At 63.0% G+C, this 26,432-nt stretch carries 22 protein-coding genes; 4 read left to right on the top strand and 18 right to left on the bottom strand.

Annotated elements, in window-relative coordinates:
• Both AC3WOG_RS07935 and ppsA read right to left on the bottom strand, forming a co-directional pair.
• Positions 1 to 444: an NfeD family protein gene (locus AC3WOG_RS07935; protein ID WP_492577462.1), complete on the bottom strand. Its 444-nt coding sequence runs from the start codon at positions 442 to 444 to the stop codon at positions 1 to 3.
• Between the two features lie 144 nt (positions 445 to 588).
• Positions 589 to 2,994: a phosphoenolpyruvate synthase gene (ppsA, locus tag AC3WOG_RS07930; protein ID WP_492577461.1), complete on the bottom strand. Its 2,406-nt coding sequence runs from the start codon at positions 2,992 to 2,994 to the stop codon at positions 589 to 591.
• Between the two features lie 510 nt (positions 2,995 to 3,504).
• Between ppsA and ppsR the strand changes: the two genes are divergently transcribed.
• A complete protein-coding gene (gene ppsR / locus AC3WOG_RS07925) occupies positions 3,505 to 4,320 on the top strand; it encodes a posphoenolpyruvate synthetase regulatory kinase/phosphorylase PpsR (RefSeq protein ID WP_492577460.1) in 816 nt (271 codons plus the stop codon).
• A gap of 48 nt (positions 4,321 to 4,368) precedes the next feature.
• Here the strand turns inward: ppsR and AC3WOG_RS07920 are convergent, their stop codons facing one another.
• The 16 genes from AC3WOG_RS07920 to rpsB all read right to left on the bottom strand — a co-directional run bounded on the left by AC3WOG_RS07920 (position 4,369) and on the right by rpsB (position 20,496).
• Positions 4,369 to 5,151, bottom strand: a complete 783-nt coding sequence (locus AC3WOG_RS07920) for a TrmH family RNA methyltransferase (RefSeq protein ID WP_492577459.1) — start codon at positions 5,149 to 5,151, stop codon at positions 4,369 to 4,371.
• A gap of 57 nt (positions 5,152 to 5,208) precedes the next feature.
• Complete coding sequence (rnhB, locus tag AC3WOG_RS07915; protein WP_492577458.1) at positions 5,209 to 5,967, bottom strand: ribonuclease HII; 759 nt, start codon at positions 5,965 to 5,967, stop codon at positions 5,209 to 5,211.
• The gene (lpxB, locus tag AC3WOG_RS07910; RefSeq protein WP_492577457.1) at positions 5,964 to 7,133 is read right to left on the bottom strand and encodes a lipid-A-disaccharide synthase; all 1,170 of its coding nucleotides are present in this window, start codon (positions 7,131 to 7,133) and stop codon (positions 5,964 to 5,966) included. Before lpxB ends, rnhB begins: the two co-directional genes overlap by 4 nt.
• Before the next feature lie 3 nt (positions 7,134 to 7,136).
• On the bottom strand, positions 7,137 to 7,925 hold the full coding sequence (lpxA, locus tag AC3WOG_RS07905; RefSeq protein ID WP_492577456.1) for an acyl-ACP--UDP-N-acetylglucosamine O-acyltransferase: 789 nt from the start codon (positions 7,923 to 7,925) through the stop codon (positions 7,137 to 7,139).
• A gap of 91 nt (positions 7,926 to 8,016) precedes the next feature.
• Positions 8,017 to 8,481: a 3-hydroxyacyl-ACP dehydratase FabZ gene (gene fabZ / locus AC3WOG_RS07900; RefSeq protein ID WP_341315214.1), complete on the bottom strand. Its 465-nt coding sequence runs from the start codon at positions 8,479 to 8,481 to the stop codon at positions 8,017 to 8,019.
• A 206-nt stretch (positions 8,482 to 8,687) separates the two neighbouring features.
• Positions 8,688 to 9,806, bottom strand: a complete 1,119-nt coding sequence (lpxD, locus tag AC3WOG_RS07895; RefSeq protein WP_492577455.1) for a UDP-3-O-(3-hydroxymyristoyl)glucosamine N-acyltransferase — start codon at positions 9,804 to 9,806, stop codon at positions 8,688 to 8,690.
• A gap of 73 nt (positions 9,807 to 9,879) precedes the next feature.
• Positions 9,880 to 10,407 carry an OmpH/Skp family outer membrane protein gene (locus tag AC3WOG_RS07890; protein WP_410831303.1) on the bottom strand — a complete coding sequence of 176 codons (528 nt, stop codon included), beginning with the start codon at positions 10,405 to 10,407 and terminating at the stop codon, positions 9,880 to 9,882.
• A gap of 40 nt (positions 10,408 to 10,447) precedes the next feature.
• Positions 10,448 to 12,751 (bottom strand): outer membrane protein assembly factor BamA, encoded by a 2,304-nt coding sequence (bamA, locus tag AC3WOG_RS07885; protein ID WP_492577454.1) that lies wholly within the window; start codon positions 12,749 to 12,751, stop codon positions 10,448 to 10,450.
• 67 nt (positions 12,752 to 12,818) lie between these two features.
• Positions 12,819 to 14,201, bottom strand: coding sequence for an RIP metalloprotease RseP (rseP, locus tag AC3WOG_RS07880; protein ID WP_492577453.1), 1,383 nt, complete (start codon positions 14,199 to 14,201; stop codon positions 12,819 to 12,821).
• A gap of 7 nt (positions 14,202 to 14,208) precedes the next feature.
• Complete coding sequence (locus tag AC3WOG_RS07875; RefSeq protein WP_492577452.1) at positions 14,209 to 15,414, bottom strand: 1-deoxy-D-xylulose-5-phosphate reductoisomerase; 1,206 nt, start codon at positions 15,412 to 15,414, stop codon at positions 14,209 to 14,211.
• 10 nt (positions 15,415 to 15,424) lie between these two features.
• A complete protein-coding gene (locus tag AC3WOG_RS07870) occupies positions 15,425 to 16,246 on the bottom strand; it encodes a phosphatidate cytidylyltransferase (protein WP_492577451.1) in 822 nt (273 codons plus the stop codon).
• The gene (gene uppS / locus AC3WOG_RS07865; RefSeq protein WP_492577450.1) at positions 16,240 to 17,022 is read right to left on the bottom strand and encodes a polyprenyl diphosphate synthase; all 783 of its coding nucleotides are present in this window, start codon (positions 17,020 to 17,022) and stop codon (positions 16,240 to 16,242) included. Before uppS ends, AC3WOG_RS07870 begins: the two co-directional genes overlap by 7 nt.
• Before the next feature lie 64 nt (positions 17,023 to 17,086).
• On the bottom strand, positions 17,087 to 17,647 hold the full coding sequence (gene frr, locus AC3WOG_RS07860; RefSeq protein ID WP_012433445.1) for a ribosome recycling factor: 561 nt from the start codon (positions 17,645 to 17,647) through the stop codon (positions 17,087 to 17,089).
• Positions 17,648 to 17,748: 101 nt separating this feature from the next.
• A complete protein-coding gene (gene pyrH, locus AC3WOG_RS07855; RefSeq protein WP_054926390.1) occupies positions 17,749 to 18,462 on the bottom strand; it encodes a UMP kinase in 714 nt (237 codons plus the stop codon).
• 206 nt (positions 18,463 to 18,668) lie between these two features.
• Positions 18,669 to 19,550 carry a translation elongation factor Ts gene (tsf, locus tag AC3WOG_RS07850; protein ID WP_341315207.1) on the bottom strand — a complete coding sequence of 294 codons (882 nt, stop codon included), beginning with the start codon at positions 19,548 to 19,550 and terminating at the stop codon, positions 18,669 to 18,671.
• A gap of 193 nt (positions 19,551 to 19,743) precedes the next feature.
• Complete coding sequence (gene rpsB, locus AC3WOG_RS07845; RefSeq protein ID WP_341315206.1) at positions 19,744 to 20,496, bottom strand: 30S ribosomal protein S2; 753 nt, start codon at positions 20,494 to 20,496, stop codon at positions 19,744 to 19,746.
• Positions 20,497 to 21,014: 518 nt separating this feature from the next.
• Here rpsB and map point away from each other — a divergent pair.
• From map to AC3WOG_RS07830, 3 genes are read left to right on the top strand one after another with little or no spacing between them, the layout of a single operon-like run.
• Complete coding sequence (map, locus tag AC3WOG_RS07840; RefSeq protein WP_492577449.1) at positions 21,015 to 21,824, top strand: type I methionyl aminopeptidase; 810 nt, start codon at positions 21,015 to 21,017, stop codon at positions 21,822 to 21,824.
• 31 nt (positions 21,825 to 21,855) lie between these two features.
• Positions 21,856 to 24,435, top strand: coding sequence for a [protein-PII] uridylyltransferase (locus AC3WOG_RS07835; protein ID WP_492577448.1), 2,580 nt, complete (start codon positions 21,856 to 21,858; stop codon positions 24,433 to 24,435).
• Positions 24,436 to 24,441: 6 nt separating this feature from the next.
• Positions 24,442 to 26,373: a pseudouridine synthase gene (locus tag AC3WOG_RS07830; RefSeq protein WP_492577447.1), complete on the top strand. Its 1,932-nt coding sequence runs from the start codon at positions 24,442 to 24,444 to the stop codon at positions 26,371 to 26,373.
• Positions 26,374 to 26,432 lie beyond the last annotated feature (59 nt).

Below are 26,432 nucleotides of genomic sequence, written 5' to 3'. Positions count from 1 at the left end.
TCAGGCCGCCGTCGCGCGCCTGCTTGCTACGACGACGAGGCAACTGCCGCGCAACTGGGTAATTTCGTAAACCTGCGCGTCTTCGGGCTCGCCGGCAGCCAGTTCGACGTCCCATTCCGCGCCGCGATAATTGGCGCGCGCGCGGCGCTCATGCCAGGCGGACACGGTCAGCGTCTGACCGATATCCAGATTGACGTCCGGGTTGCGCGACGCCTCTTTGCGCGGTCTGCGGCCAAAGCCCGAGCGCCGCAAGATCAGCACGGCCGCTAGCGCCACCACGGCGGCGACCGCGAATTGAAGGTCGGCGGCGGCGCCCGCAATGTGCGCAATAGCCGCCGCCACAAAACCCAACGCGATCATCAACAGATAGAACGTGCCGCTCATCAACTCCAGCGCGATAAGCACGCCCGCCCCGATCCACCAGAACAATCCACCTGGCGCCACGTCGACCTCCACAAAACAAAACACCCCGGATCTACCGGGGTGTTTATAGCACGAAGCGGGCACATTTTACCGGGCGATGCAGCAAGCGGTTGACATACCGCACCGCCCGTTATGCAAACCGCTTATCGGCGGCTGTTCGACCACTTACTTCGCCGACGCCTTCGCCAACTGCTGCCACGTTTCGATGATCGTGTCCGGGTTCAGCGAGATCGACTTGATGCCTTCATCGGTCAGCCATTGCGCAAAGTCCGGATGATCCGACGGGCCCTGGCCGCAGATACCGACGTACTTGTTCAGTCGCAGACACGTGTCGATCGCGCGCTTCAACAGGAACTTGACGGCCGGATCGCGCTCGTCGAAATCGACTGCCAGCAATTCCATACCGGAGTCGCGGTCGAGGCCGAGCGTGAGCTGCGTCAAGTCGTTCGAACCGATCGAGAAACCGTCGAAGAATTGCAGGAATTCCTCGGCAAGAATCGCGTTCGACGGCACTTCGCACATCATGATCAGGCGCAGGTTCTTCTCGCCGCGCTTGAGGCCGAATTTCTCCAGCAGGCCGATCACGCGTTCCGCCTGCTTCAGCGTACGCACGAACGGCACCATGATCTCGACGTTGTCGAGGCCCATCTCTTCACGCACCTTCTTCAGCGCGATGCATTCCATCTGGAACGCTTCAGCGAAGTCTTCGGCGATGTAGCGCGACGCGCCACGGAAGCCCAGCATCGGGTTTTCTTCGTCCGGCTCGTAACGCGAACCGCCGATCAGCTTCTTGTACTCGTTCGACTTGAAGTCCGACAGACGCACGATCACGGGCTTCGGATAGAAGGCCGCCGCGATCGTCGCGATACCTTCGGTCAGCTTGTCGACATAGAACGCGCGCGGCGATGCATGACCGCGTGCGACGCTTTCCACGGCCTTCTTCAGGTCCTGATCGATGTTCGGGTACTCGAGAATCGCCTTTGGGTGAACGCCGATGTTGTTGTTGATGATGAATTCCAGCCGCGCCAGGCCCACGCCGCCGTTCGGCAGTTGCGAGAAGTCGAACGCGAGTTGCGGGTTGCCGACGTTCATCATGATCTTCACCGGAATCGGCGGCAGTTCGCCGCGCTGCACTTCGGTGATTTCGGTTTCGAGCAGACCATCGTAGATCTTGCCTTCGTCGCCTTCCGCGCACGATACGGTGACGAGCGCGCCTTCCTTCAGCACGTCGGTCGCGTCGCCGCAGCCGACCACGGCCGGCACGCCCAGTTCACGCGCGATGATCGCCGCGTGGCAGGTACGGCCGCCACGGTTCGTGACGATCGCCGAAGCGCGCTTCATCACCGGCTCCCAGTTCGGGTCGGTCATATCGGCCACCAGCACGTCGCCCGGTTGCACGCGGTCCATTTCCGACGGATCGTGAATCACGCGCACCGGACCCGCGCCGATCTTCTGACCGATTGCGCGGCCGGTTGCCAGCACGTTCGATTGGCCCTTCAGCTTGAAGCGCTGCTCGGCCTTGCCCCCGGCCTGGCTCTTCACCGTTTCCGGACGCGCCTGCAGAATGAAGATCTTGCCGTCGCGGCCGTCCTTGCCCCACTCGATGTCCATCGGACGCTCGTAGTGCTTTTCGATGATGACGGCATACTTCGCGAGTTCGATCACGTCTTCGTCGGTGATCGAGAAGCGGTTGCGCTGCTCGTGCGCGACGTCGACGGTCTTCACGCGGCCTTCTTCGCCGGCCTTGGTGAATTCCATCTTGATCAGCTTCGAGCCGATCGAACGACGGATGATCGGATACTTGCCTTGAGCGAGCGTGGTCTTGAAGACGTAGAACTCGTCCGGATTCACCGCGCCCTGCACCACCGTTTCGCCCAGACCGTAGCTCGACGTGATGAAGACCGCATCCTTGAAGCCCGATTCCGTATCCAGCGTGAACATCACACCCGCTGCGCCGACGTCCGAACGCACCATGCGCTGTACGCCCGCCGACAACGCGACTTCCGCGTGGGTGAAACCCTTGTGGACACGATAGGAAATAGCGCGGTCGTTATACAGCGACGCGAACACGTGCTTCATGCGATCGAGCACGTCTTCGATGCCGACCACGTTGAGGTAGCTTTCCTGCTGACCCGCGAACGATGCGTCCGGCAAGTCTTCTGCCGTTGCCGAAGAACGCACGGCAAACGACAGCTCTTCAGGCGAGCTGTTTTGCAGGGTGTCGAAGCCTGCCCGGATATCCGCTTCGAGACGCGGCTGCAGCGGCGCATCGACGATCCATTGACGGATCTCTTTGCCCGCTTCGGCGAGCGCCTTCACGTCGTCGACGTCGAGCGTATCGAGACGTTTGGCGATGCGTTCAGTGAGATTGTTGTGATGCAGGAAGTCACGGAAAGCCAGCGCCGTAGTGGCGAAGCCAGTCGGCACGCGCACCCCGGCTTGGGCGAGCTGACTGATCATCTCGCCAAGCGACGCGTTCTTGCCGCCGACAATTTCCACATCGGTCATCCGCAACTGCTCGAACGGAACTACATACGCCTCATCCTTTGCGACGGTAACTGCGTTAGTCATACAAGCCCCTAAGTGTGAAAGAAATTCACGGCTGCGCAAGTGGGCTCGAACGCAAGCGCTCATAGGAAGCGTGACCTCGCGTCTTGCACAACCTGTTGGAGAAACAATCGCTGAAAATCGCCAGAAGCACGACGAAGCATGCGGTTGAACGAATTTACCGGTCAATTCACCGAGTTCATCGCAAGTTACCGACCGAAGGCGACGCGTTGAGCGACCGTTCAAGGCAAGTTAGACGCCAATCGCCTGCAATTGCTTATCCAACAGGTTGCCGCTATTCTACCGTGCCGACTCTCAAAATGTGACAGTCGGACGAGAATTGCGCCTCGAATCGCGCCCGGACCGGCCGACGGGCTTTTGCGAGGCCCGAGCCGCATCCGGACGCTATTGCGGTGCCCACGGCGCGCTCTGTCGACGCCGCTGCAGTCTCCGGTTAGCCACCGTGCAGCGACGTCAACGCAGCGATGTTTCATTCGAGCGCTTTTTTGCCGCTCACGTTCCCCAGCCCCACTGATGCCGCCCACCGTATTCATCGTCTCTGACGGGACCGGGATCACTGCCGAAACCTTCGCGCATTCGATCCTCTCCCAGTTCGACCAGAAATTCCGCCTGGTTCGCGTGCCCTTCGTCGACTCGATCGACAAAGCCTACGCCACGCTCGAAAAGATCAACGAAGCGATCCAGCAGGACGGCCGCCGTCCGATCGTATTCACGACGCTGGTGGATAGCGCGTCGAATCAGATCGTCAAGGGTTCGAACGCGCTCGTGCTCGACATGTTCCAGACTTTCGTCGAACCGCTCGAACAGGAACTGGAATTGAAGTCGAGCCATGCGATGGGCCGCGGTCACCAGAACGCTGACACCGAGGAGTACAAAAACCGCATCGAGGCGATCAATTTTTCGCTCGCGCACGACGACGGTCAATCGAACCGCAATCTCGCCGACGCCGATGTCATTCTGGTGGGCGTGTCACGCAGCGGCAAGACACCGACGAGCCTGTATCTGGCGATGCAGTACGGTGTGAAAGCAGCAAACTATCCGCTGATTCCGGAGGATTTCGAGCGCGGCAAGCTGCCTACGCCGCTTTTGGCGCATCGGCAGAAGATGTTCGGTTTGTCGATCGATCCGCAGCGGCTGTCGGAGATTCGTAACGAGCGCCGGCCGGGCAGCAAGTACGCCGCGCCGGAAAATTGCCGTTACGAGATCAATGAAGCGGAAGCGATGATGCGGCGCGAAGGCGTCAAGTGGTTGTCGTCGACGCATAAATCGATCGAAGAGATCGCGACGACGATCTTGCAGGAGATCAAGCTGGACCGGCCGGTTTATTGAAGCACGGCCTGAAGTAGCGGAAGCACGCGTGACGCTCAGGTTCTTACGTCACGCGCGGCGCCGCTGGCGGCACTGCTCGAACACGCAGACAGCCGCCGCCGCTGCCACATTCAGCGATTCCATGCCGCCCGGCTGCGGAATCGTCACCCGCAACGTGACCGCATCGCGCCACGCCTGCGACACGCCCGCCCCTTCGTTACCGAACACCCATGCCAACGGTCCGCTCAGATCGCAATCGTAGAGCGCCTCGGCGCCATGCGAATCCGTGATGACGACCGGCACCGCAAGGCGCTCGATCAGCGCCTGCGCTTCGACGTCCTCATGAATCCGCAGCAGGAAGTGCGCGCCCATGCCCGAGCGCAACACCTTCGATGACCACGCGTACGCCGTGCCCGGCGCGCAGAACACCTGTTGAATACCCGCGGCCGCCGCGCTGCGCAGAATCGAGCCGACGTTGCCGGCGTCCTGCACGCCATCGAGTACGAGGCAGGTTTGCGTCACCCGCTCCGGCAACGGCGTATCGAGCTTTTCGACCAGCAGCAAGATCCCGACGCCGTGCACCACGTTCGACAACTGACCGAACAATGCATCCGGCAGCGTGACGATCCGATTCTCGTCGATGCGCGACACGATTGCCTGCGCTTCGTCGTGACGCAACGCGCCGTCCGTGACGATGCACATTTCCGGCTGCCCGGCGACCTCGAGGTACGCGCTCGCGAGATGGAAGCCTTCGAGCAACGCATGACCGCTGCGCCGCTGCTGATGCGTCGAGCCGGCCAATGCCTTGAGGCGCTTATAGAGCGGATTGTCCCGCGAGGTGATGGCTTTCACAGGCAGCGAAGACAGTGAGAATGAGGAAGGAGTTGGCGACGCGCGAGGCAACGGCGCTCAGGCGCCGGCGCGTTCGCCGAATGCGTCGTCGTCGAGCGTTGGGCTAGTGCTCCTGCCCGGCACGACGATGACGTCGCCCGAGCGCTGCGGGACGCCCGCGCCGAATCGCAAATACGCTTCACGCACCGGCGCAAACGATCGCCGATGATGCTCGCACGGCCCATGCTCGCGCAGCGCCGCGAGATGCTGCGGTGTGCCGTAGCCGGAGTGTGCGTTAAAGCCGTAGACGGGATAGGTCTGATGCAGTTCGAGCAGCATCCGGTCGCGCGTGACTTTCGCGAGGATCGACGCCGCCGAAATGGATTTGACCAACGCATCCCCGCCGATGATCGCCTCACTGCGAATGCTCAGCGTCGGGCAACGATTGCCGTCGATTTTCACGAGCGTCGGCACCACCGACAAACCTTCGACCGCGCGCTTCATCGCCAGCATCGTGGCATGCAGGATGTTCAGCCTATCGATTTCTTCGACGCTTGCGGACGCGATGCAGTACGCGAGCGCCCGGTCGACAATCTTGTCGTACAGTTCGTCGCGCTTTTTGGCGGTAAGCGCTTTCGAATCGTCGAGCCCGCGAATCATCGGCCTGGACGGATCGAAAATCACCGCCGCCGCGACAACCGGGCCGGCCAGTGGGCCGCGCCCTGCTTCGTCGACGCCGCAGACGATCTCATCCGGCGTCTCGAAGTTCAGGCCGGCCTGCTCCGCCGCACCGGCGACGGTCGCGGCTTTGCGGCGTGGCGCGCGTGCCGTGGTCACGGCCGCGCCTTGCGCGTTTCAATGACGCTTGCCACGACTTCCGCCGCACGCTGCGCGGTGTTCTGCTTCAGCACGTGATGCATCTCCGTGAAGATTTCCGTCAGCGTGCGCCGGTTGGTCTCGTCGCGCAACTGTTTCAGCGTGGCCTCGGCGAGCGCCTGGGGCGTAGCGAAATGCTGGAGAATTTCCGGCACCACGAAACGCCCGGCCAGAATGTTAGGCAAGCCAACGTACGGCAGATAGCCCTGCCGGCGCATGATCTGACCGGTCAGCCAGGGCACCTTGTACGAAATCACCATCGGCTTTTTCAACAGCGCGGCTTCCAGCGTCACGGTGCCGCTCTTGACGAGGATTGCGTCCGCCGCGGTCATCGCGAGTTGCGACTGGCCGTTGGTAATCGTCAGTGCGAGACCGGGGTGCGCATCGACCAGCGGCCGGAGCATCTCGCGCAGTGCGGGCGTCGCCGCCGGCATCACGAAACGCAAACCCGGCTCCTGGTGCTGCATCATCTCCATCGCGGCGAAGAAAGTCGGACCGATCAGATCGATCTCCGAGCGCCGGCTACCCGGCAACACCGCGATGATCGGACCGCTTTCCGGCAGGCCGAGCGTGCGGCGTGCGCCGAGCGTATCCGGTTCGAACGGAATTTCATCCGCCAGCGGGTGGCCCACGTACGATGCCGCGACGCCCGCCTTTTCCAGCAGCGCCGTCTCGAACGGGAACACGCACAGCATGTGATCGACCGCTTTGGCGATCTTCTTGATCCGGCCGCCGCGCCAGGCCCAGATCGACGGGCAGACGAAGTGAACGGTCGGAATGCCCGCTTCGCGCAGCGGGTGTTCGAGGCCAAAGTTGAAATCGGGCGCATCCACGCCGACGAACACTGACGGCGGCTCAGCCAGCAGCTGGCGCTTCAGTTCGTTGCGGATGCCGAGAATTTCGGGGATGTGCCGCAGTGCTTCGACATAGCCGCGCACCGTCAGCTTTTCCATTGGCCAGTGCGCGTCGAAACCCGCGGCGATCATGCGCGGACCGCCGATCCCATAGTACTGCGTGGCGGCAGGCAGACGGCTCGCGAGGCCGTCGAGGAGCGACGCCGCCAGCAGGTCGCCGGACGGCTCGCCGGCCACCATCGCGACGCGCAGCGGATTCGGTTGCAATGCCATCGGTTAGCGGATGATGCCGCGCTGCGACGCTTCGACGAACGCGAGCAGCGTTTGCACCGGCGCATCGCCATCGCCACCCGCGGCTGCGAGTTCGCGCAACTGCAGCTTCGCTTCTTCCAGCGACAGGCCGTTCTTGTAGAGCAGCCGGTACGCCGAGCGCAACGCCGAGATCGCGTCCGGCGAGAAGCCGCGGCGGCGCAAACCTTCGACGTTGATGCCGTGCGGTTCGGCCTTGTTGCCTGCCGCGATAACGAACGGCGGAATGTCCTGCACCAGCGCCGACGCACCGCCGAGCATGGAGTGCGCACCGATCCGCACGAACTGATGCACGCCCGACATGCCGCCGATAATCGCGTGGTCGCCGATCGTCACGTGGCCGGCCATCTGCGCATTGCTCGACAGAATGACGTTGCTGCCGACGTGGCAGTCGTGACCGATGTGCACGTACGCCATGATCCAGTTGTCGTCGCCCAGCGTGGTGACGCCCGCGTCCTGCACCGTGCCGGTGTGGATCGTGGTGAATTCACGAATCGTATTGCGGTTGCCGATCACGAGCCGGGTCGGCTCGTCCTTGTACTTCATGTCCTGCGGACGGCCGCCGACCGATGCGTAGTGGCCGATCCGGTTGTCTTCGCCGAGAGTCGTGTGACCTTCGACCACGCTGTGCGAACCGACCGTGGTCCGTGCGCCGATCGTCACATGTGCGCCGATCACGGCATACGGTCCGATTTCGACGGATTCGTCGAGTTGCGCGCCCGGTTCGACGATCGCAGTGGGATGAATCCTGCTCATGCGTCCTCGCTTCTGATTCTGTTGCGTTGTCTGGATGGGCTTGGGCGGGCTTGCCGGGCTCACGAAAAGCCGCTGACTGCCCGACGCTAAATTAAGCGTCGCTGTCCGTGTGCCGCACCGCGCACATCAGGTCGGCTTCCGCCGCCACGGCGCCATCCACCTCGGCGCGCGCCTTGAACTTCCAGATGCCACGCATATGACGCTCGAACGTGCAGTTCAGGATCAGCTGATCGCCCGGTTCGACCACGCGCTTGAAGCGCGCGTTGTCAATGCCCACGAACAGATACAGCGTGTTCGACGGATCGCTCGGCTCTTCCGAAAACGTCAGCAACGCTGCCGTTTGCGCGAGCGCTTCGAGAATCAGCACGCCGGGCATCACCGGGCGGGTCGGAAAGTGACCCTGGAAATACGGCTCATTGATCGACACGTTCTTCAACGCTTTGATGCTCTTGTGCGGTTCAAGTTCGAGCACCCGATCAACCAGCAGGATCGGGTAGCGATGAGGCAGCAGCGTGAGAATCTTATGAATGTCGAGATTGATTTTTTCGGTGCTCATGGTGTTTCTGCTCACGCATTGACTGCGCGATGATGACTGCGGATGCTGGTGCAGGTGGGTTGGTAACGCGTGCTGCCGCCGCTTGCCGTGACCCGGCGACCATGCCACCTGGTCACGGCAACCGACTTGCTTCCTGATGCTTGCCCGCCATTTTACGCGGTGCCGGCAGGTTGCCCGGCGGGTTGTTCTGCGAGTTGCCTGATATCTCAGGCTTTATCGCCCGCGGAATTGCTTGCTGCCTTGACCGATCCATCGGTCGCGGCGGCTGCTTCGAGCGCCTTGATACGGTCACGCAGTTTGTCGATGTTACGCAGCAAAGCGGCGCTCCTGTTCCAGTCCGCATGGTTCACGGCCGGGAAAGCGCTGGTATACAGGCCAGGTTTCAACAGCGACTTCGAGACGCCCGACTTCGCCGTGACGATCACGTAGTCGGCCAGCGTGACGTGCCCGGCGATGCCGACCGCGCCGCCGATCATGCAATGGCGGCCGATGGTCGTGCTGCCGGCGATGCCCGCGCAACCGGCGATCACCGTGTAGGCACCGACTTTGCAGTTGTGGCCGATCTGTACGAGGTTGTCGATCTTCACGCACTCTTCGATGATCGTGTCAGCCATCGCGCCGCGATCGATCGTTGTGTTCGCGCCGATTTCGACATCCGCCGCGATCGACACGCAACCGACCTGCGGAATCTTCACCCAGCTGCCGGTACGCGCATCGCCGTCGCCGACGAAGTCCGGCGCGAAGCCGAAACCGTCCGAACCGATCACCGCGCCCGCGTGCACGATCACGCGCTCGCCGAGCTTGCAGCCGTGGTACACCGCAACATTCGGATACAGATGCGAACCCGCGCCGATCTGTGTGCCACGGCCGATAAACACGTTGGCATCCAGTCGCACGTTCTCGCCGATCACGGCGCCCGCCTCGACCGTGACGTGCGGGCCGATCACCGCGCTCGCGGCAACCTGCGCCGACGGATCGACCGTCGCGCTAGCATGCACGCCGGGCACGGCCTTCGGCGCGGCCAGCTCGATGAAGGTTTGCGCGACGCGCGCGAAGTAAGCGTACGGATTCGGTGTGACGATGAAGTTACGCGCGGCATGCAAATGCCCGTTGCCGGAGGCGAGCTTGGCGAGGTCGTCGGCATTGATCAATACCGCGCCCGCACGGGTCGTCTCGACCTGCGACAGGTACTTCGGATTGGCGAGGAACGCCAGCTGGTTCGGACCCGCCTGGTCGAGCGGCGCCAGACTGCCGACGCGCTGCGAACCGTCTCCGACTACTTCACCGCCGAACCGCTGGACGATGTCCTCGAGCGTAAATGCCATGCGTATCCTGTCTCTTGCTGTTCAGTCCAACTTGTCAGTTCCGCGGCCCGGTTCCACGGCCCGCTCTGTGCCTTCAGTTGCCCGACGCCGCCAGCGCCTTGAGGACCTGATCGGTAATATCGATGCGCGGGCTCACGTACACCGCTTCCTGAACGATCAGGTCGTAGTGCTGCGCCTCGGCGATCTGCTTGATCACCTTGTTGGCACGGTCGAGCACCGCCGCCAGCTCCTCATTGCGGCGCTGGTTCAGGTCTTCGCGGAACTCGCGCTGCTTGCGCTGGAAGTCGGTATCCAGCTGCGACAGATCGCGCTGCTTCTGTGCGCGATCGGCGGCCGACATTGACGCGCCGTTCTTGTCGAGCGAATCGGACATTGACTTCAGCTTCTGCGCCATGTCGGCCAGATCCTTGTCACGCTTGGCGAACTCGGCCTCGAGCTTGACCTGCGCGGCCTTCGCGGCAGCCGATTCGCGCAGGATACGGTCCGAATTCACCGCAGCGATCCTGGCTTCCTGCGCATGCGCTACGCCGACACCCAGGGTCATTGCCAGCGCCAGCGCGCACGCCACACGTTTCGAAAACATACCGGTTCGCAAAGTCATCCTCTCGATACTGTAGTTTGGCCAGCCGCCCGCCGCCGGATCAGAATGCCGTCCCGATCTGGAACTGGAATTTCTGATACTGGTCGCCGGTGTGCTTCGTGAGCGGGAAGCCCAGGCTGAGCTTGAGCGGGCCGATCGGCGAAATCCACGCCAAACCGACACCGTAGCCGTAACGCAGGCCGTTCGCGCCGATGCTGTTACCTTCCGTACCCCACACGTTACCGCCGTCGAGGAACGTAAAGACGCGCAGCGTGCGGTCATAGCCCGTGCCCGGCAGCGGGAACGTCAATTCGATGTTACCCACCAGCAGCTTCGAGCCGCCGATCGGGTCGTTCGTCTTCGCGTCGCGCGGGCCCAGCGAGCTCGGCTCGTAGCCCCGCACCGAACCGATACCGCCCGCGTAGTAGTTCTTGAAAATCGGGTATGGCTTGCCGCCGAGGCCATTACCGTAACCGCCCTGGAAGTTGAAGCCCAGCACGAAACCGCGCGAAAACGAATAATAGTACTGCGCGTTGATGTCGGCCTTGTAATACTGGGTACCGCCGACCGGCGTGCCGTATTCGGCGTTCGCCTGGGTGAAGTAACCGCGGCTCGGCACCAGCGCGCTGTCACGCGCGTCGCGCGACCAGCCCACCGTGATCGGCACGTTGGTCGACCGGCGGCCGAACTGGTTCACGTAATCGATGTAGCTCTGCGGCGTGTTCGCGTCGATATCCAGCTGGTTCTGCTCGAGGCCCGCTCCGAAGTAGACCGTGTCGACTTCGGAGAACGGAATGCCGAACTTCAGGTCGCCGCCGATCGTGACGATCTTGAAGCTCGAATCCGTCGAGTAGTACAGCGGCTGGTACGTACGGTAGTAGACGTCGGTAATCCGCTTGATGCCGTCGACCGTGAAGTACGGATCGACCTGCGTGACCGTCAAGGTACGGTAGGTCTTGGCGGTATTCACGTTCACGGCGAGACTCGTGCCCGAACCGAACACGTTGTCTTGCGACACACCCGCGGACAGCACCACCTTGTCGGTCGACGAGAAGCCCGCACCCAGCGTGATCGCGCCGGTCGGCTTTTCGGCCACCTTGACGTCCACATCGACCTGGTCAGGCGTGCCTTCGACAGGCGTCGTAGTCACGTCGACATCCGTGAAGTAACCCAGGCGGTTGATCCGGTCTTTCGACAGCGCGAGGCGGTTCGAGTCGAACCACGAGCTTTCGAGCTGGCGCATTTCGCGGCGCACCACTTCGTCGCGTGTGCGCGTGTTGCCGACCACATTGATGCGGCGCACGTACACGCGGCGGCTCGGGTCCACTTGCAGCGTCAGGTCGACCTTATGATGCTCCTGATCGATCTGCGGCTGCGCGTTCACGGTGGCGAATGCATAGCCATACTCGCCGAGCTTGTCGACGATCGCCTTGGTGGTGGCTTGCAGCTTTTCAGCCGAGAAGCGGTCACCCGGTTTGATCTTGATGAGCTTGGTCAACTCCGGCTCGCGGTCGAGCAGATTACCCGCCAGCTTGATGCTCGAAATCGTGTACGGCTCGCCTTCATGCAACGTGACCGTCAGATACATGTCCTTCTTGTCCGGCGTAATCGACACCTGGGTCGATTCGATGTTGAACTCGAGGTAGCCGCGATTCAGGTAATACGAGCGGACATTTTCAAGGTCCCCGGTCAGCTTGTCTTTCGCGTACAGGTCGTTCTTCGTGTACCACGAGAACCAGTTCGGCGTGGATAGCTGCATTTCGTCGCGCAGCGTGCCGGTGCTGAACGCCTTGTTGCCGATGAAGTTGATCTGACGGATCTTCGCGCTCGGGCCTTCAGCGACCGAGAACAGCACCGACACGCGGTTGCGGTCGATCGGCGTGATCGTGGTGGTGACTTCAGCGGCGTAGTAGCCACGCGTCAGATACTGGCGCTTCAATTCCTGCTCGGCCTTGTCGACCAGCGCTTTATCGTAGTAACGGCCTTGCGACAAACCGACGGCGCGCAGCGCCTTGGTCAGGTTTTCCTTGTCGAATTCATGGATGCCGGAGAAGTCGATCGTGCCGATGGCCGGACGTTCCAGCACCTGCACGATGACCACGTTGCCTTCGGTCGCGATCTTGACGTCGTTGAAGAAGCCGGTGGCATACAGCGCGCGAATGGCTTCGGAAGCCTTGTCGTCGCTAAAGGTATCGCCTTGCTTGATGGGCAGGTACGCGAACACGGTACCAGGTTCGACGCGTTGCAATCCCTCGATCCGGATGTCTTGCACCACGAAGGGCGTCGTTGCGTGAGCAACCAGCCCATGCGCGGCGAATGCCGCGGCTATAACCGTCTTTGGAACAAAGCGATGAGGTTTAAACAACGTGCTTCCCCAGTGTGTATAGCTGCATCAGGTCAGACGGTCGCCATCGTGAGCGCCGCCAGACACTTTAAAAATGGATTAAACGAGCCAGATCGTTGAACAGCGCGATCGCCGACAACGCGACGATGCAGGCGAGACCCGCCCTCTGAAAAACGAGTTGCCAGCGATCGGAGACAACTTTGCCGGTTACAGCTTCAACCAAATAATATAACAGATGCCCCCCGTCCAATACCGGAATTGGTAACAGGTTCAGTACACCGAGGCTAATACTGACAAGGGCCAGGAACGACAGGAATGCAGAAGGACCTAGACGTGCGCTCTTTCCTGCATAGTCGGCGATCGTCACAGGGCCGGAAAGATTCTTCAGCGAAGCCTCGCCGACGATCATCCGGCCGAACATGCGCACCGAATAAACAGCGAGATCCCATGTACGGCGCGCGCCCAATTGCAGACTTTCGATCGGCCCATAACGCACGTCGATCGACGGCACCTGGGTCGCCAGTTCCGCGCCAATGCGGCCGATCTGCTGGCCCGTCGCGTCGTCACGCTGTGTCTGCGGGACGATGCGAACGTCTTCGAGCCTACCCACGGCTTGCGCGCCACGCTCCACTTGCAGCGTGAGAGGCTTGCCGGCGTGCGATTTTATGTACGCGATGAATGCCGTGGCGTTGTCGGTAGGTATGCCGTCGACTGCGCGCAAGCGGTCACCGGCTACAAGGCCTGCCTTTTGTGCCGCGCTGCCCGGCTGCACACCCGCCACCGTCAGCTTGCCGCCCCCCGGCTCGAAGCCGAGATGCGACATAAAGTCGTCGTCGACATCTTTCTCGGTGATGCCGCGCAGATCGAGCTGGAAATCCGAGGTGCCGTGCGCATCCTTCGCGCTCAGTACGACGCGCCTGTGATCGAATGCCGCGCCCAACAGCTTCCAGCGCAAGTCGGACCATGAACGCACCGGGTCCGATTCGCTAGCGTTCCCGGCACGCACCGCGACGATAGTCTCGCCGCCGTCGAAGCCGGCCAATGCCGCCGGCGTATTCGGCGTGGGCGCCGCGACCACGGCCGCCGGTTCCGTCACGCCGGAGGCGAACACCAGGGCGAACAGCACGATCGCGAGCAGGAAGTTGGCTACGGGCCCGGCCACGACAATCGCGAAACGGCGCCACACCGACTGCCGGTTAAACGCATACGGCAACGCTTCAGCGGATATCGGCGTACCGGTCTCGCGCTCGTCGAGCATCTTCACATAGCCGCCGAGCGGCAACGCGGCGATGATCCATTCGGTGCCCGTTTTCGGACTCACCCATTGGAACAGCGGCTTGCCGAAGCCGATCGAAAAGCGCAGCACCCGCACGCCGCACAGGCGCGCAACGCTGTAGTGCCCGTACTCGTGGACGACCACGAGGACGCCAATCGCGACCGCGAAGGCAAGCAGTTCGATCAGCAGATTCATAAGCGCCTCACTGGACGGCGCGTTCCGTGCGACGAATGCCGTCCGGCAGACGCGCGATGAATTCGGCTGCGGCGCGACGCGCGGCGGCGTCGGCCTCGATCACGTCTTCGAGCGCGTGCGCGCTACGGTTCGGCAACGCGTTGAGCACCGCGTCGACCACCTGGGCAATCGCCATGAAACCGATCTGGCGCGACAGGAACGCTTCAACAGCGATTTCGTTCGCGGCATTCAGGGCCGCGCTCGCGACCCCGCCCTCGGCCAGCGCCTTCATGGCGAGCGCGAGACACGGGAAGCGCGTGTAGTCAGGCTTTTCGAACGACAGCGACGCGATCTCCGCCAGATCGAGTTGCGCGACGCCCGAATCGACGCGCTCCGGAAACGCCAGCGCATGCGCGATCGGCGTGCGCATGTCGGGGTTGCCGAGTTGCGCGAGCACCGAGCCGTCAGCGTAGGAGACCAGCGAGTGAATCACGCTCTGCGGATGGATCAGCACCTCGATGCGCTCGCCCGGCAAGCCGAACAGCCAGTGCGCTTCGATGACCTCGAGCCCCTTGTTCATCATCGTGGCCGAGTCGACCGAAATCTTGCGGCCCATCACCCAGTTCGGATGCTTGCAGGCTTCTTCCGGCGTCACGCCGGCGAGCGAGGCCGGTTCGCGGGCGCGGAACGGACCGCCCGAAGCGGTCAGGATGATCTTCGACACACCGCCATGCAGCGCGGCTTCGCGCGGCAGGCATTGGAAAATCGCGTTGTGTTCGCTGTCCACCGGCAGCAGCACCGCGCCGTTATCGCGCACCGCGTCCATGAAGATCGCGCCGGACATCACCAGCGCTTCCTTGTTGGCGAGCAGAATGCGCTTGCCGGTGCGCGCGGCGGCAAGGCTCGGCGCGAGGCCGGCCGCGCCGACGATCGCCGCCACCACCGTATCGCAGCCGTCGTTCTTCGACACGTCGACGAGTGCTTGCGGCCCATAGGTGACTTCGGTCTTGCAACCCGCGTCAAGCAGCTTCGCCGCGACGCGCGCAGCCGTATCGGCATCGCCGACTACCGCGACTTCGGGCTGAAAGCGCAGGCATTGTTCGACGAGCTTGTCGCCGTTACGATGCGCGGAGAGCGCGTAAACCGAAAAGCGCTCGGGATGACGCGCGACGACGTCGAGCGTACTGTCTCCAATCGAACCCGTGGAACCGAGCAATGTCAGACGTTTTTGCATATCTCTTTCTCTAGCCGAGCAGCAGCATGGCAAGCGGCAGCACCGGCAATAATGCGTCGATGCGGTCGAGCACGCCACCGTGTCCCGGCAGCAGGCCGCTTGAATCCTTGACTCCGGCCTGGCGTTTCAACATCGATTCGAACAGGTCGCCCACCACGCTGAATGCCACCAGCACGGTCAGTGCGAGCAGCGTGCGCACGGCGCCCAATTGCGCCAGCAGCGCAGAATACAGGGTCGGCTCGAACGCATGCAAAAAGACCGCCGCCGCCGCGACGATCATCACCACCAGCCAGCCGCCGATCGCGCCCTCCCAAGTCTTACCCGGGCTGATGGCAGGCGCCAGCTTGTGTTTTCCGAAGGCTTTTCCTGAGAAGTATGCGCCGATATCGGCCAGCCATACCAATAGCAGCAACGACAGCACGAACGGCACACCCTTCATGCGCGCGGCGACGAGAGCATGCCAGCATGCGACGAATATCACAATGCCGGCAAGGAATAGAAATGCGCGCCACGCGCCCTGCGCGAGCGTCGGCTTGCGCAACAGCACGAACGGCCCTGTGATCACCCAGAAGATGGCAGCCGCCTGAAACAGCGGCCGCTGCTCTTCGACGCCGGTGCCGGGGCGCGTGCTCGCGACCAGCGCCACAGCGGCGATCAGCGCATAAATGACGGGCCCCGCGCCGCCGAGCTTCAGCAGACGGGCCCATTCCCACGCGGCAAACACGACGACGAAAGCGATCAGCGCGCCGAACGCGCCCACCGGCGCGAACAACGTGACCGGCAAGAACACCGCCAGCAGGATGATCGCCGTGATGACACGGGTTTTTAGCATGGAAGCGAATCGACGTTTTGCGATTGCGGCTCGAGTTGAGCGCTGGTGCGGCCGAAGCGGCGTTCACGCTCCGCGTACGAAGCGATCGCGTGGCCGAGGGCGTCGGCGTCGAAATCCGGCCAGAAGGTGTCGGTGAAGTAGAACTCGGTGTATGCGAGCTGCCACAGCAGAAAATTGCTGACGCGGCGCTCGCCGCCGGTGCGGATGAAGAGGTCCGGCTCCGGCGCATAGGCCATCGACAGGTGTTCGGCGAACGATTCCTCGCTGACCTCGACTGCCTGGCCCGCCAGCGCCGATTGCTCGGCCAGCTTGCGGGTGGCCTGCATGATGTCCCAGCGGCCGCCGTAGTTGGCGGCGATGGTCAGCGTGAGACGGGTATTGCGTGCGGTTTTGGTTTCCGCGCGCCTGATCAGATCGCGGATGCGCGTGTCGAACTTCGACAGATCGCCGACTACCCGCAAACGGATGCCGTTCGCGTGCAGTTTGCCGATTTCGCGCTCGAGCGCCGTGACGAACAGGCGCATCAGGAACGATACTTCGTCGGTCGGACGGCGCCAGTTTTCCGAACTGAAGGCAAATAGCGTCAGATATTCGACGCCCTGCCGTGCGCACGCCTCGACGGCCGCGCGCACCGCGTCGACGCCGCGCGTATGGCCGGCCACGCGCGGCAGGCGCCGCTGGGTTGCCCAACGGCCGTTGCCGTCCATGATGATCGCGATATGTCGCGGCACCGCGGCGACATCAGGCACGCGCACGGTTGAGCTGGTATAGGTCATGGCCGTTGGGACAGTGACTGCAAATAAAGAAGTGGAAACCCTGAAAGTGCTGAGCCGACCGGCCTCAGACCGTCATGATCTCGGCTTCTTTGGTCACCACGAGTTTGTCGATTTCAGCGACGAACTTGTCCGTCAGCTTCTGAACATCGTCACCAGCACGACGCTCGTCGTCTTCTGAAATTTCTTTGTCTTTCACGAGTTTTTTCAGTTGCTCGTTTGCGTCACGGCGCAGATTGCGCACTGCCACCTTGGCCGTTTCCGCTTCGCTCTTGACCACTTTGGTCAGTTCGCGGCGGCGTTCTTCGGTCAGCGCGGGCATCGGCACGCGGATCACGTCGCCCTGGGTGGCCGGATTCAGACCGAGGTCCGACTCGCGGATCGCCTTTTCGACGACCTGGACCATCTTCTTTTCCCACGGCTGCACACCGATCGTGCGTGCGTCGATCAGCGTCAGGTTCGCAACCTGCGAAATCGGCACCGGCGAACCATAGTAATCGCACTGGATGTGATCGAGCAGACCGGTGTGCGCACGGCCCGTACGGATCTTCGACAAGTCGTTCTTGAACGCGTCGATCGAGCGCTGCATCTTTTGTTCAGCGCCCTTCCTGATATCAGCCACAGACATTTTTAAACCTCCGAACCTTCAAAACGGAGCGAGCCGGCCAGCGCGCGCAAAAAGGCGGCGGCCTGGGCTCGCGTCAAAGCCCACGTTATGTGAACGAGAGTTTACACGTGGACGAGGGTGCCCTCGTCCTCGCCTAGTACGATGCGCTTGAGCGCGCCCGGCTTGACGATCGAAAACACCCGGATCGGCAGCTTCTGGTCACGGCACAGCGCGAATGCCGTGGCGTCCATCACCTGCAGATTGCGGCCGATCGCTTCGTCGAAGCTGATCGTGGTGTAACGGGTCGCGCTCGGGTCCTTCTTGGGGTCGGCCGAATAGACGCCGTCCACCTTGGTGGCTTTCAGCACGACTTCCGCGCCGACTTCCGAGCCGCGCAACGCGGCAGCAGTGTCGGTGGTGAAGAACGGGTTGCCGGTGCCGGCCGCGAAAATCACGACTTTGCCTTCTTCGAGCTGGCGAATCGCGCGCGGGCGGATGTACGGTTCAACCACCTGGTCCATGCGCAGCGCGGATTGCACGCGCGCTTCGATGCCAGCGTGGCGCATTGCGTCCTGCAGTGCCAGCGCGTTCATCATCGTGGCCAGCATACCCATGTAGTCGGCCGTGGCGCGATCCATACCTGCTGCGCCGCCCGCGACGCCGCGGAAAATATTGCCGCCGCCGATCACCACGGCCAACTGCGTGCCGAGCCGAACTACTTCGGCCACGTCCGCTACCATTCGTTCGATGGTCGCGCGATTGATGCCGAAGGCATCGTCGCCCATCAGGGCTTCGCCGGAGAGTTTGAGCAGGACGCGTTTATAGGCAGTGGGCATAGGGATATCCGATCGCGCAGAATAGGACAACAACGTGGAACTGTAGGGGTGAAATGCTGATTCGGGCAAGCGTCGCCAAATTGACGAACCCTGAGGTTCGCCAGCGGCGGCTGCGCGGCGAGGGTCAACCCGCGCGCAGCCTTGCGGCGCTGCCGACCGCGACAAAGTCTTGCTCCGCCGCGGGTCCAACGGTATTGCGGTGATGCTTATTGTTGCTTTGCAGCAGCGACTTGAGCGGCCACTTCAGCGGCGAAGTCGTCCTGCTTCTTCTCAATGCCTTCGCCGACCACGAACAATGCGAACTTCTGAACGCTCGAGTTGCCGGCCTTCAGCATCTGTTCGATCGTCTGCTTGTCGTTCTTAACGAACGTCTGGTTCAGCAGCGACACTTCCTTCAGGTACTTCTGCACGCTGCCGTCGACCATCTTGGCGACGATTTCGGCCGGCTTGCCCGATTCGGCGGCCTTCTGCTCAGCGATGCTGCGTTCCTTGGCGATCAGATCCGCCGGGACGTCGTCCGACGACAGCGAGACCGGCTTCATTGCGGCGATGTGCATTGCCACGTCCTTGCCGATCTGCTCGTCCGCGCCGGTGTACTCGACCAGCACGCCGATACGCGTGCCGTGCAGGTACGCTGCCAGCTTGTTCGAGGTTTCGAAACGCACGAAACGGCGGATCGACAGGTTTTCACCGATCTTGCCGACCAGCGCCAGACGCACTGCGTCGACCGTCGAGCCGTCCAGCGGCAGCGCCGACAGAGCAGCGACGTCAGCCGGGTTTTGCGTAGCGACCAGTTCGGCGATCGTCTTCGAGAAAGCCAGGAAGTCGTCGTTCTTCGAAACGAAGTCGGTTTCGCAGTTCAGTTCGACCAGCGAACCAGCGTTGCCGCCGATAAACGAAGCGACCACGCCTTCAGCCGTCACGCGCGAAGCCGCCTTGCTGGCCTTGTTGCCCAGCTTCACGCGCAGCAGCTCTTCAGCACGCGCCATGTCGCCGTCGGCTTCCGTCAGCGCTTTCTTGCATTCCATCATCGGCGCGTCGGTCTTCGCGCGCAGTTCTGCAACCATGCTTGCGGTAATTGCCGCCATCATTTGCTCCTTGAGTTCCGTCTGTCACACGCCGCCCGGACTTCGATACCGGCGGCAAGAATTCGTTTCAGCGTTGCGCATATTTTTTACGAGCAACGCTGCGGGCACCGTTCGCGACGCCCCACTACAGTGTCACGGCTTAAAAAAAGGGGGCCTGTAGAAAGCCCCCTTTTTTGCCGGACACGGGCCAGCTTTACGCTTCCCCGTTGACCTCGACGAACTCGTCGCCGTCGCCGCCACGGGCAGCTTGCACCACTTCGTTGACCGCGTTCGCACGGCCTTCGAGGATCGCGTCAGCCACGCCTGCCGTGTACAGAGCGACAGCCTTGCTGGCGTCGTCGTTACCCGGGATCACGTAGTCGATGCCTTCCGGCGAGTGGTTCGTGTCGACCACGGCGATGACCGGCACGCCGAGCTTGTTAGCTTCGGTAACGGCAATCTTGTGGTAGCCGACGTCGACCACGAAGATCGCATCCGGAATACCGCCCATGTCCTTCACGCCGCCGATCGATTTTTGCAGCTTGAGCATTTCGCGTTCGAACAGCAGCGCTTCTTTCTTGCTCATGCGCTCGGTTTCGCCTGCTTCCAGCGCCGCTTCCATGTCCTTCAGGCGCTTGATCGATACTTTCAGCGTCTTGAAGTTGGTCAGCATGCCGCCGAGCCAGCGTGCGTTGACGTACGGCATGCCAGCGCGTTGCGCCTCTTCAGCGATCGTGTCGCGCGATTGACGCTTGGTGCCGACGAACAGGATCGTGCCGCGATTCGCTGCCAGTTGACGCGCGTACTTCAGCGCGTCGTTGTACATCGGCAGCGTCTTTTCGAGGTTGATAATGTGAATCTTGTTGCGATGACCGAAAATGAAGGGAGCCATCTTCGGGTTCCAGAAGCGCGTTTGGTGACCGAAGTGGACACCGGCTTCCAGCATTTGACGCATGGTAACTGCCATGAAATTCTCCGCGAGGGTTGGGTCTTAAGCCGGCTGCCGTATCGGCCGCATCCGCCTACCTGGCTAAATGCGACGGACACCCTGGGTGCGCCGGCTTGCGAGTCTGCTGCCTTGGTACTGCTTTCGCTCGTGGTGCAGGCAACTATCACCATGAGCGGCCTTTCCTTTGGCCTTTCCTTTCTCTCACACTGCACACGCCGCACAACTTACATACTGCAAGCGAGAACAAAGATCGATTTAGCCAGAGATTATAGCACGTGACTATCGGCCGACTCAAGCCACGCGGTAGCTCCCGTTTGCCGCAGCCGGGTTGCACCTGTCCTCTTGCCGTCGGCGCCGACACGATTGAAGATCCGCTTCGGCCAGCGCCCACACAAGCCGGCCTCGCCGCCGCGCCCGAGGCACCCGAAACAGGCCGGGAACACAGCCGCAAAGCGCGCCGACGTTATCGCAAAAGCCTGCGGCGGCCGGAATATGGTGCGATAATCCCGCAATAAATCGTATTTCAGGCCCGACTCATGGCTATTACCATCAAAAACGAACACGATATCGCGCAAATGCGCGTCGCCTGCAAGCTCGCAAGCGAAGTGCTCGACTACATCACGCCGTTCGTCACGGCCGGCATCACGACCGGGGAACTCGACCGGCTGTGCCACGAATACATGCTTAAGGAACAGGGCACGATTCCGGCGCCGCTGAATTACCAGCCGCCCGGCTACCCGCCCTATCCGAAAGCAACCTGCATCTCGGTCAACGACGTGATCTGCCACGGCATTCCGGGCGACAAGACGCTGAAGAACGGCGATGCGCTGAACATCGACGTCACCGTGATCAAGGAAGGCTATTTCGGCGACACCAGCCGGATGTTCATCGTCGGCGAAGGGTCGATCATGGCGAAACGCCTCGTGCAGACCACCTTCGAATGCATGTGGCTCGGCATCGACCAGGTGCGCCCGGGCGCCCATCTGGGCGACATCGGCTACGCGATCCAGAAGCATGCCGAAGCGCAGGGCTACAGCGTGGTGCGAGAATACTGCGGCCACGGCATCGGCACAGTGTTCCACGAAGATCCGCAGATTCTGCACTACGGCCGTCCGGGCACGGGGCTCGAACTGCAGACGGGCATGATCTTCACGATCGAGCCGATGATCAACGCCGGCCGTCGCGATATTCGCACCATGCCGGACCAATGGACCGTCAAGACCAAGGACCGCAGCCTGTCGGCGCAGTGGGAACACACGATTCTCGTCACGGAAAACGGCTATGACGTGCTGACCGTCTCCGCCGGCACGCCCGCGCGTCCGCCGGTCGCGGCCGCCACGGCCTGACTGCTTTGCGCCCCCACTCGCCCGCCTGCCAATGAGTAGTGTTCCAGCCGTCGCCCAATTCCATGCCACGTCGCTCAAGGCGGACTACAAAGTGGCCAAAGCCCAGTTGCTGGAGCGTTTCAAGACGGCCACCAACGTCGATGCGCTGATGGCGGCCCTCGCGCGCGCCACCGACGAGTCGCTGCGCGCCGCCTGGAACACCTGCGAACTGCCGTCCGAGCTGGCGCTGCTGGCGGTCGGCGGCTATGGGCGGGGCGAGCTCGCGCCGCATTCGGACATCGACATCCTGGTGCTGCTGCCGGACGCGCCGATCGCGCATCTCGAAGCGCGCATCGAACGCTTCATCAGCCTCGCGTGGGATCTGGGGCTGGAACTCGGCAGCAGCGTGCGCAGCGTATCGCAGTGCCTCGAAGAAGCCGCCAACGACGTCACCGTACGCACGTCGCTGCTCGAAGCGCGGCGCATCACCGGTAGCGCCCCGCTGTTCGACGACTTCGCGCGGCGTTACCGCGAAGCGCTCGACCCGCGCGCATTTTTCCAGGCGAAAGTGCTGGAAATGCGCCAGCGGCACGCGAAGTTTCAGGACACGCCGTACGCGCTCGAACCGAACATCAAGGAAAGCCCGGGCGGCCTGCGCGACCTGCAGCTGATTCTGTGGATCACCCAGGCGGCCGGTTTCGGCAGCAGTTGGCGCGAACTCGAAGCGCGCGGCCTGATTACCGAGCGCGAAGCGCGCGAACTGCGCCGCAACGAGGGCTTCCTGAAAGCGCTGCGCGCCCGGCTGCATGTGACCGCGGGCCGCCGCCAGGACATTCTGGTGTTCGATCTGCAAACGCCGGTGGCCGAGAGCTTCGGCTACAAGCCGACCGCCACCAAGCGCGCCAGCGAACAGCTGATGCGCCGCTACTACTGGTCGGCCAAGGCCGTCACGCAACTCGCGACGATCCTGATCCAGAACATCGAAGCGCAACTCTTCCCCAGCACGAGCGGCATTACACGCGTACTGTCGGATCGCTTTGTCGAGAAGCAAGGCATGCTGGAGATCGCCAGCGACGACGCGTTCGAACGCGAACCGAATGCGATTCTCGAAGCCTTCCTGCTGTACGAACAGACGCCGGGCGTGAAAGGTTTGTCGGCGCGCACGCTGCGCGCGATCTACAACGCCCGCGAAGTGATGGATCAGCACTGGCGGCGCGACCCGGAAAACCGGCGCCTGTTCATGGATATCCTCAAGCAGCCGGCCGGTATCACGCACGCGCTACGGCTGATGAACCAGACTAGCGTGCTCGGGCGCTATCTGCTGAATTTCCGGCGCATCGTCGGACAGATGCAGCACGACCTGTATCACGTCTACACGGTCGACCAGCACATCCTGATGGTGCTGCGCAACCTGCGCCGTTTCGCGGTGGCCGAGCATGCGCACGAATATCCGTTCTGCAGCCAGTTGATCGCCAACTTCGACCGGCCGTGGGTGTTGTACGTGGCGGCGCTGTTTCACGATATCGCCAAGGGCCGCGGCGGCGACCACTCGGTGCTCGGCATGGCCGACGCGCGGCGCTTTTGCCGCAACCATGGCATTGAGGGCGACGACGGCGAACTGGTCGTCTGGCTGGTCCAGCAGCATCTGACCATGAGCCAGGTCGCGCAGAAGCAGGACACGAGCGACCCCGAGGTAATCAAGCGGTTTGCCGAACTGGTCGGCACCGAGCGGCGCCTGACGGCGCTTTACCTGCTGACCGTCGCCGACATTCGCGGCACCAGCCCGAAAGTCTGGAATACCTGGAAAGCCAAGCTGCTCGAAGATCTCTATCGAGCGACGCTGGCGGTGCTCGGCGGCGCACGGCCCGACGCGCATTCGGAACTCAAGTCGCGTCAGGAAGAGGCGCTTGCGCTGCTGCGCCTCGAAACCGTGCCGGAAGGCGCGCAAAAGGCGCTGTGGGACAAGCTGGACATCGGCTATTTCCTGCGCCACGACGCGGCGGATATCGCGTGGCAAACCCGCGTGCTGTACCGCCATGTCGAAACCACGGCGCCGATCGTGCGCGCCCGGCCGGCGCCGATCGGCGAGGCGCTCCAGGTGCTGGTTTATGTGAAAGACCAGCCCGACCTGTTCGCTGGCATTTGTGCGTATTTCGACCGCAACGGCCTGTCGGTGCTCGATGCGCGGGTCAGTACGACCCGTCACGGGTACGCGCTCGATAATTTCCTCGTCGCGCATACCGAAGAAGACGTGCATTATCGCGATATTGCCAATCTGGTCGAACAGGAACTGACCGCACGCCTGACGGGCGACGGCACCCTGCTGCCTGGGCCGTCGAAAGGCCGTCTGTCGCGACTGTCGCGGACCTTCCCTGTTACGCCGCGCGTCGATCTTCGGGCCGACGAGCGCGGCCAATATTACATCCTGTCCGTGTCTGCGAACGACCGGCCAGGCCTTCTTTATTCGATCGCGCGCGTGCTGGCCGAGCACCGGGTCGGCGTCTCTTCGGCGCGGATCAATACGCTCGGCGAACGCGTCGAAGACGTGTTCCTGCTGGATGGACACGGTCTGTCGGACAACCGCCTGCAAATTCAGGTTGAGACCGAGCTGCTGCGCGCGATTGCAGTGTGAGATTTCATGCGAGTCAAATTAACAGCCAAGCACCCGCGGCCGGCTTCGTCCGAACGCGCCCCTGTCCGTACCGGAAGCACATCGGCGCGTAAGCCGACGCGCCCGGCCGGACCTAAGCCGTCGACGCCGGGTTTTAGTGGAGCGCGGGGCGAAGGCGCTGGCGCAGCGGCGAGTGGCGGCAAGCGGCCGGCTGGCAAGCCAGCGGGCGCCGGCGCGCGTCCGGCACGGGCTGAAGGGTCGTTTTCGCGTGAGCGGGGTGCGGGTGGTCCTGGCGCTGCGCGCCGGGCGACGTCGGATCGACCGCCGCGGCGTGAGGGTGCAGGTGGTGCGCCGCGGCGGGCCGAAGGTGAGCATGGTGAACGGGCGCCGCGGCGGTTTGAAGGCGGCGCTGAGCGTAGCGAACGCGCGCCGCGTCGTGCGGAAGGCGAGCGCGCGCCACGCCGGTTCGAAGGCAGCAGCGATCGTAGTGAACGGGCCCCGCGGCGTTTCGAAGGCGGCACCGACCGCAGTGAGCGCGCCCCTCGTCGCAACGACAGCGAGCGTTCTGAGCGCGCCCCCCGCCGCTTCGAAGGCAGTGCGGAGCGCAGCGAACGTGCCCCGCGCAGTTTCGAAGGCAACCGCCCGCCGCGTCGTGACGAGGGCGAACGCCGCTCGTTCGGTGGTGCCCGCCCGGGCGCAGGCCGTCCGTCGGAAGGTGGACCACGCCGTGAGCGCGAAGCGTCCGATCGGCCGCGCTTTGGCAGCGACCGCGGCGCCCCGCAAGAGCGCCGCACCGGCGAGCGCCCGCCGCGCAGCGACAGCGCGCCGCGCCGTTTCGACGGCGCGCGTGGCTCGTCGGACCGTGGCGAGCGCACCTTCTCGAAACCCGTCAAAAGCGGCTATGGCGACCGCGCGGACCGTCCGGCCCGCGCGCCACATAACGACCGTGGCGACCGGGCACCCGCAAAACGCGAATTCGGCGACCGGCCGCAGCGTGCCGATCGCGGCGAACACACGGAACGTAGCAACCGCCCGGCACGCAGCTTCGACAAACCGCTGCCGGCTGCTGCGCGCCGCTTCGGTGACAACGATCGCCCGGCACGCGCCGCCGACAAGCCGCGCGGACCGTCGCACTCAGCCAAAGCCGAACGCGACGCCGATGCCGCCCCGCGCACGCCGCGTCGCGATTACGAAGACGCGCCAGGCACCCTCCGTCTGTCGAAGCTGATGTCCGAACTCGGCCTGTGCTCGCGCCGCGAAGCCGACGAATGGATCGAAAAAGGCTGGGTGCTGGTCGACGGCGAACGGATCGACACGCTCGGCACCAAGGTGCGTCCGGATCAGCGTATCGAGATCGACCCCGCCGCCGAGGCCGCGCAAGCGAGCCAGGTGACGGTCCTGATCCATAAGACCATTGGCTTCGTATCAGGCCAGGCGGAAGACGGTTATCAGCCGGCCATCACGCTGGTCACCCCGGAAAACCGCTGGGAAGGCGACCGCTCGGACATTCGTTTTTCCGTTGCGCATCTGCGCCAACTCGCGCCGGCCGGACGTCTGGACATCGATTCGACGGGCTTGCTGGTGCTGACGCAAGACGGCCGCATCGCCAAGCAGCTGATCGGCGGCCATTCAGAGATCGACAAGGAGTATCTGGTGCGCGTGTCGTACGGCGAGCACACCACCGACGTCGAAAGTCACTTCCCGCCCGAAAGCCTCGCGCTGCTGCGCCACGGCCTGTCGCTCGACGACGTGCCGCTGAAGCCGGCAATGGTCAGCTGGCAGAACGGCGAGCAGTTGCGTTTCGTGCTGCGCGAAGGCAAGAAGCGCCAGATTCGCCGGATGTGCGAGCTGGTCGGCCTCGAAGTGGTCGGTTTGAAGCGCGTGCGGATGGGTCGTGTGCTGCTGGGCGCGTTGCCGCCGGGGCAATGGCGCTACCTGTCGCCGGACGAGTCGTTTTGACGCCCGGCGCTTGAGGCTTACCGACTAAAAAACCCACGCAAACGCGTGGGTTTTTTATG

Source organism: Paraburkholderia sp. FW306-02-B, from assembly GCF_058782725.1.
This window is presented reverse-complemented; position numbering and strand designations above follow the sequence as displayed.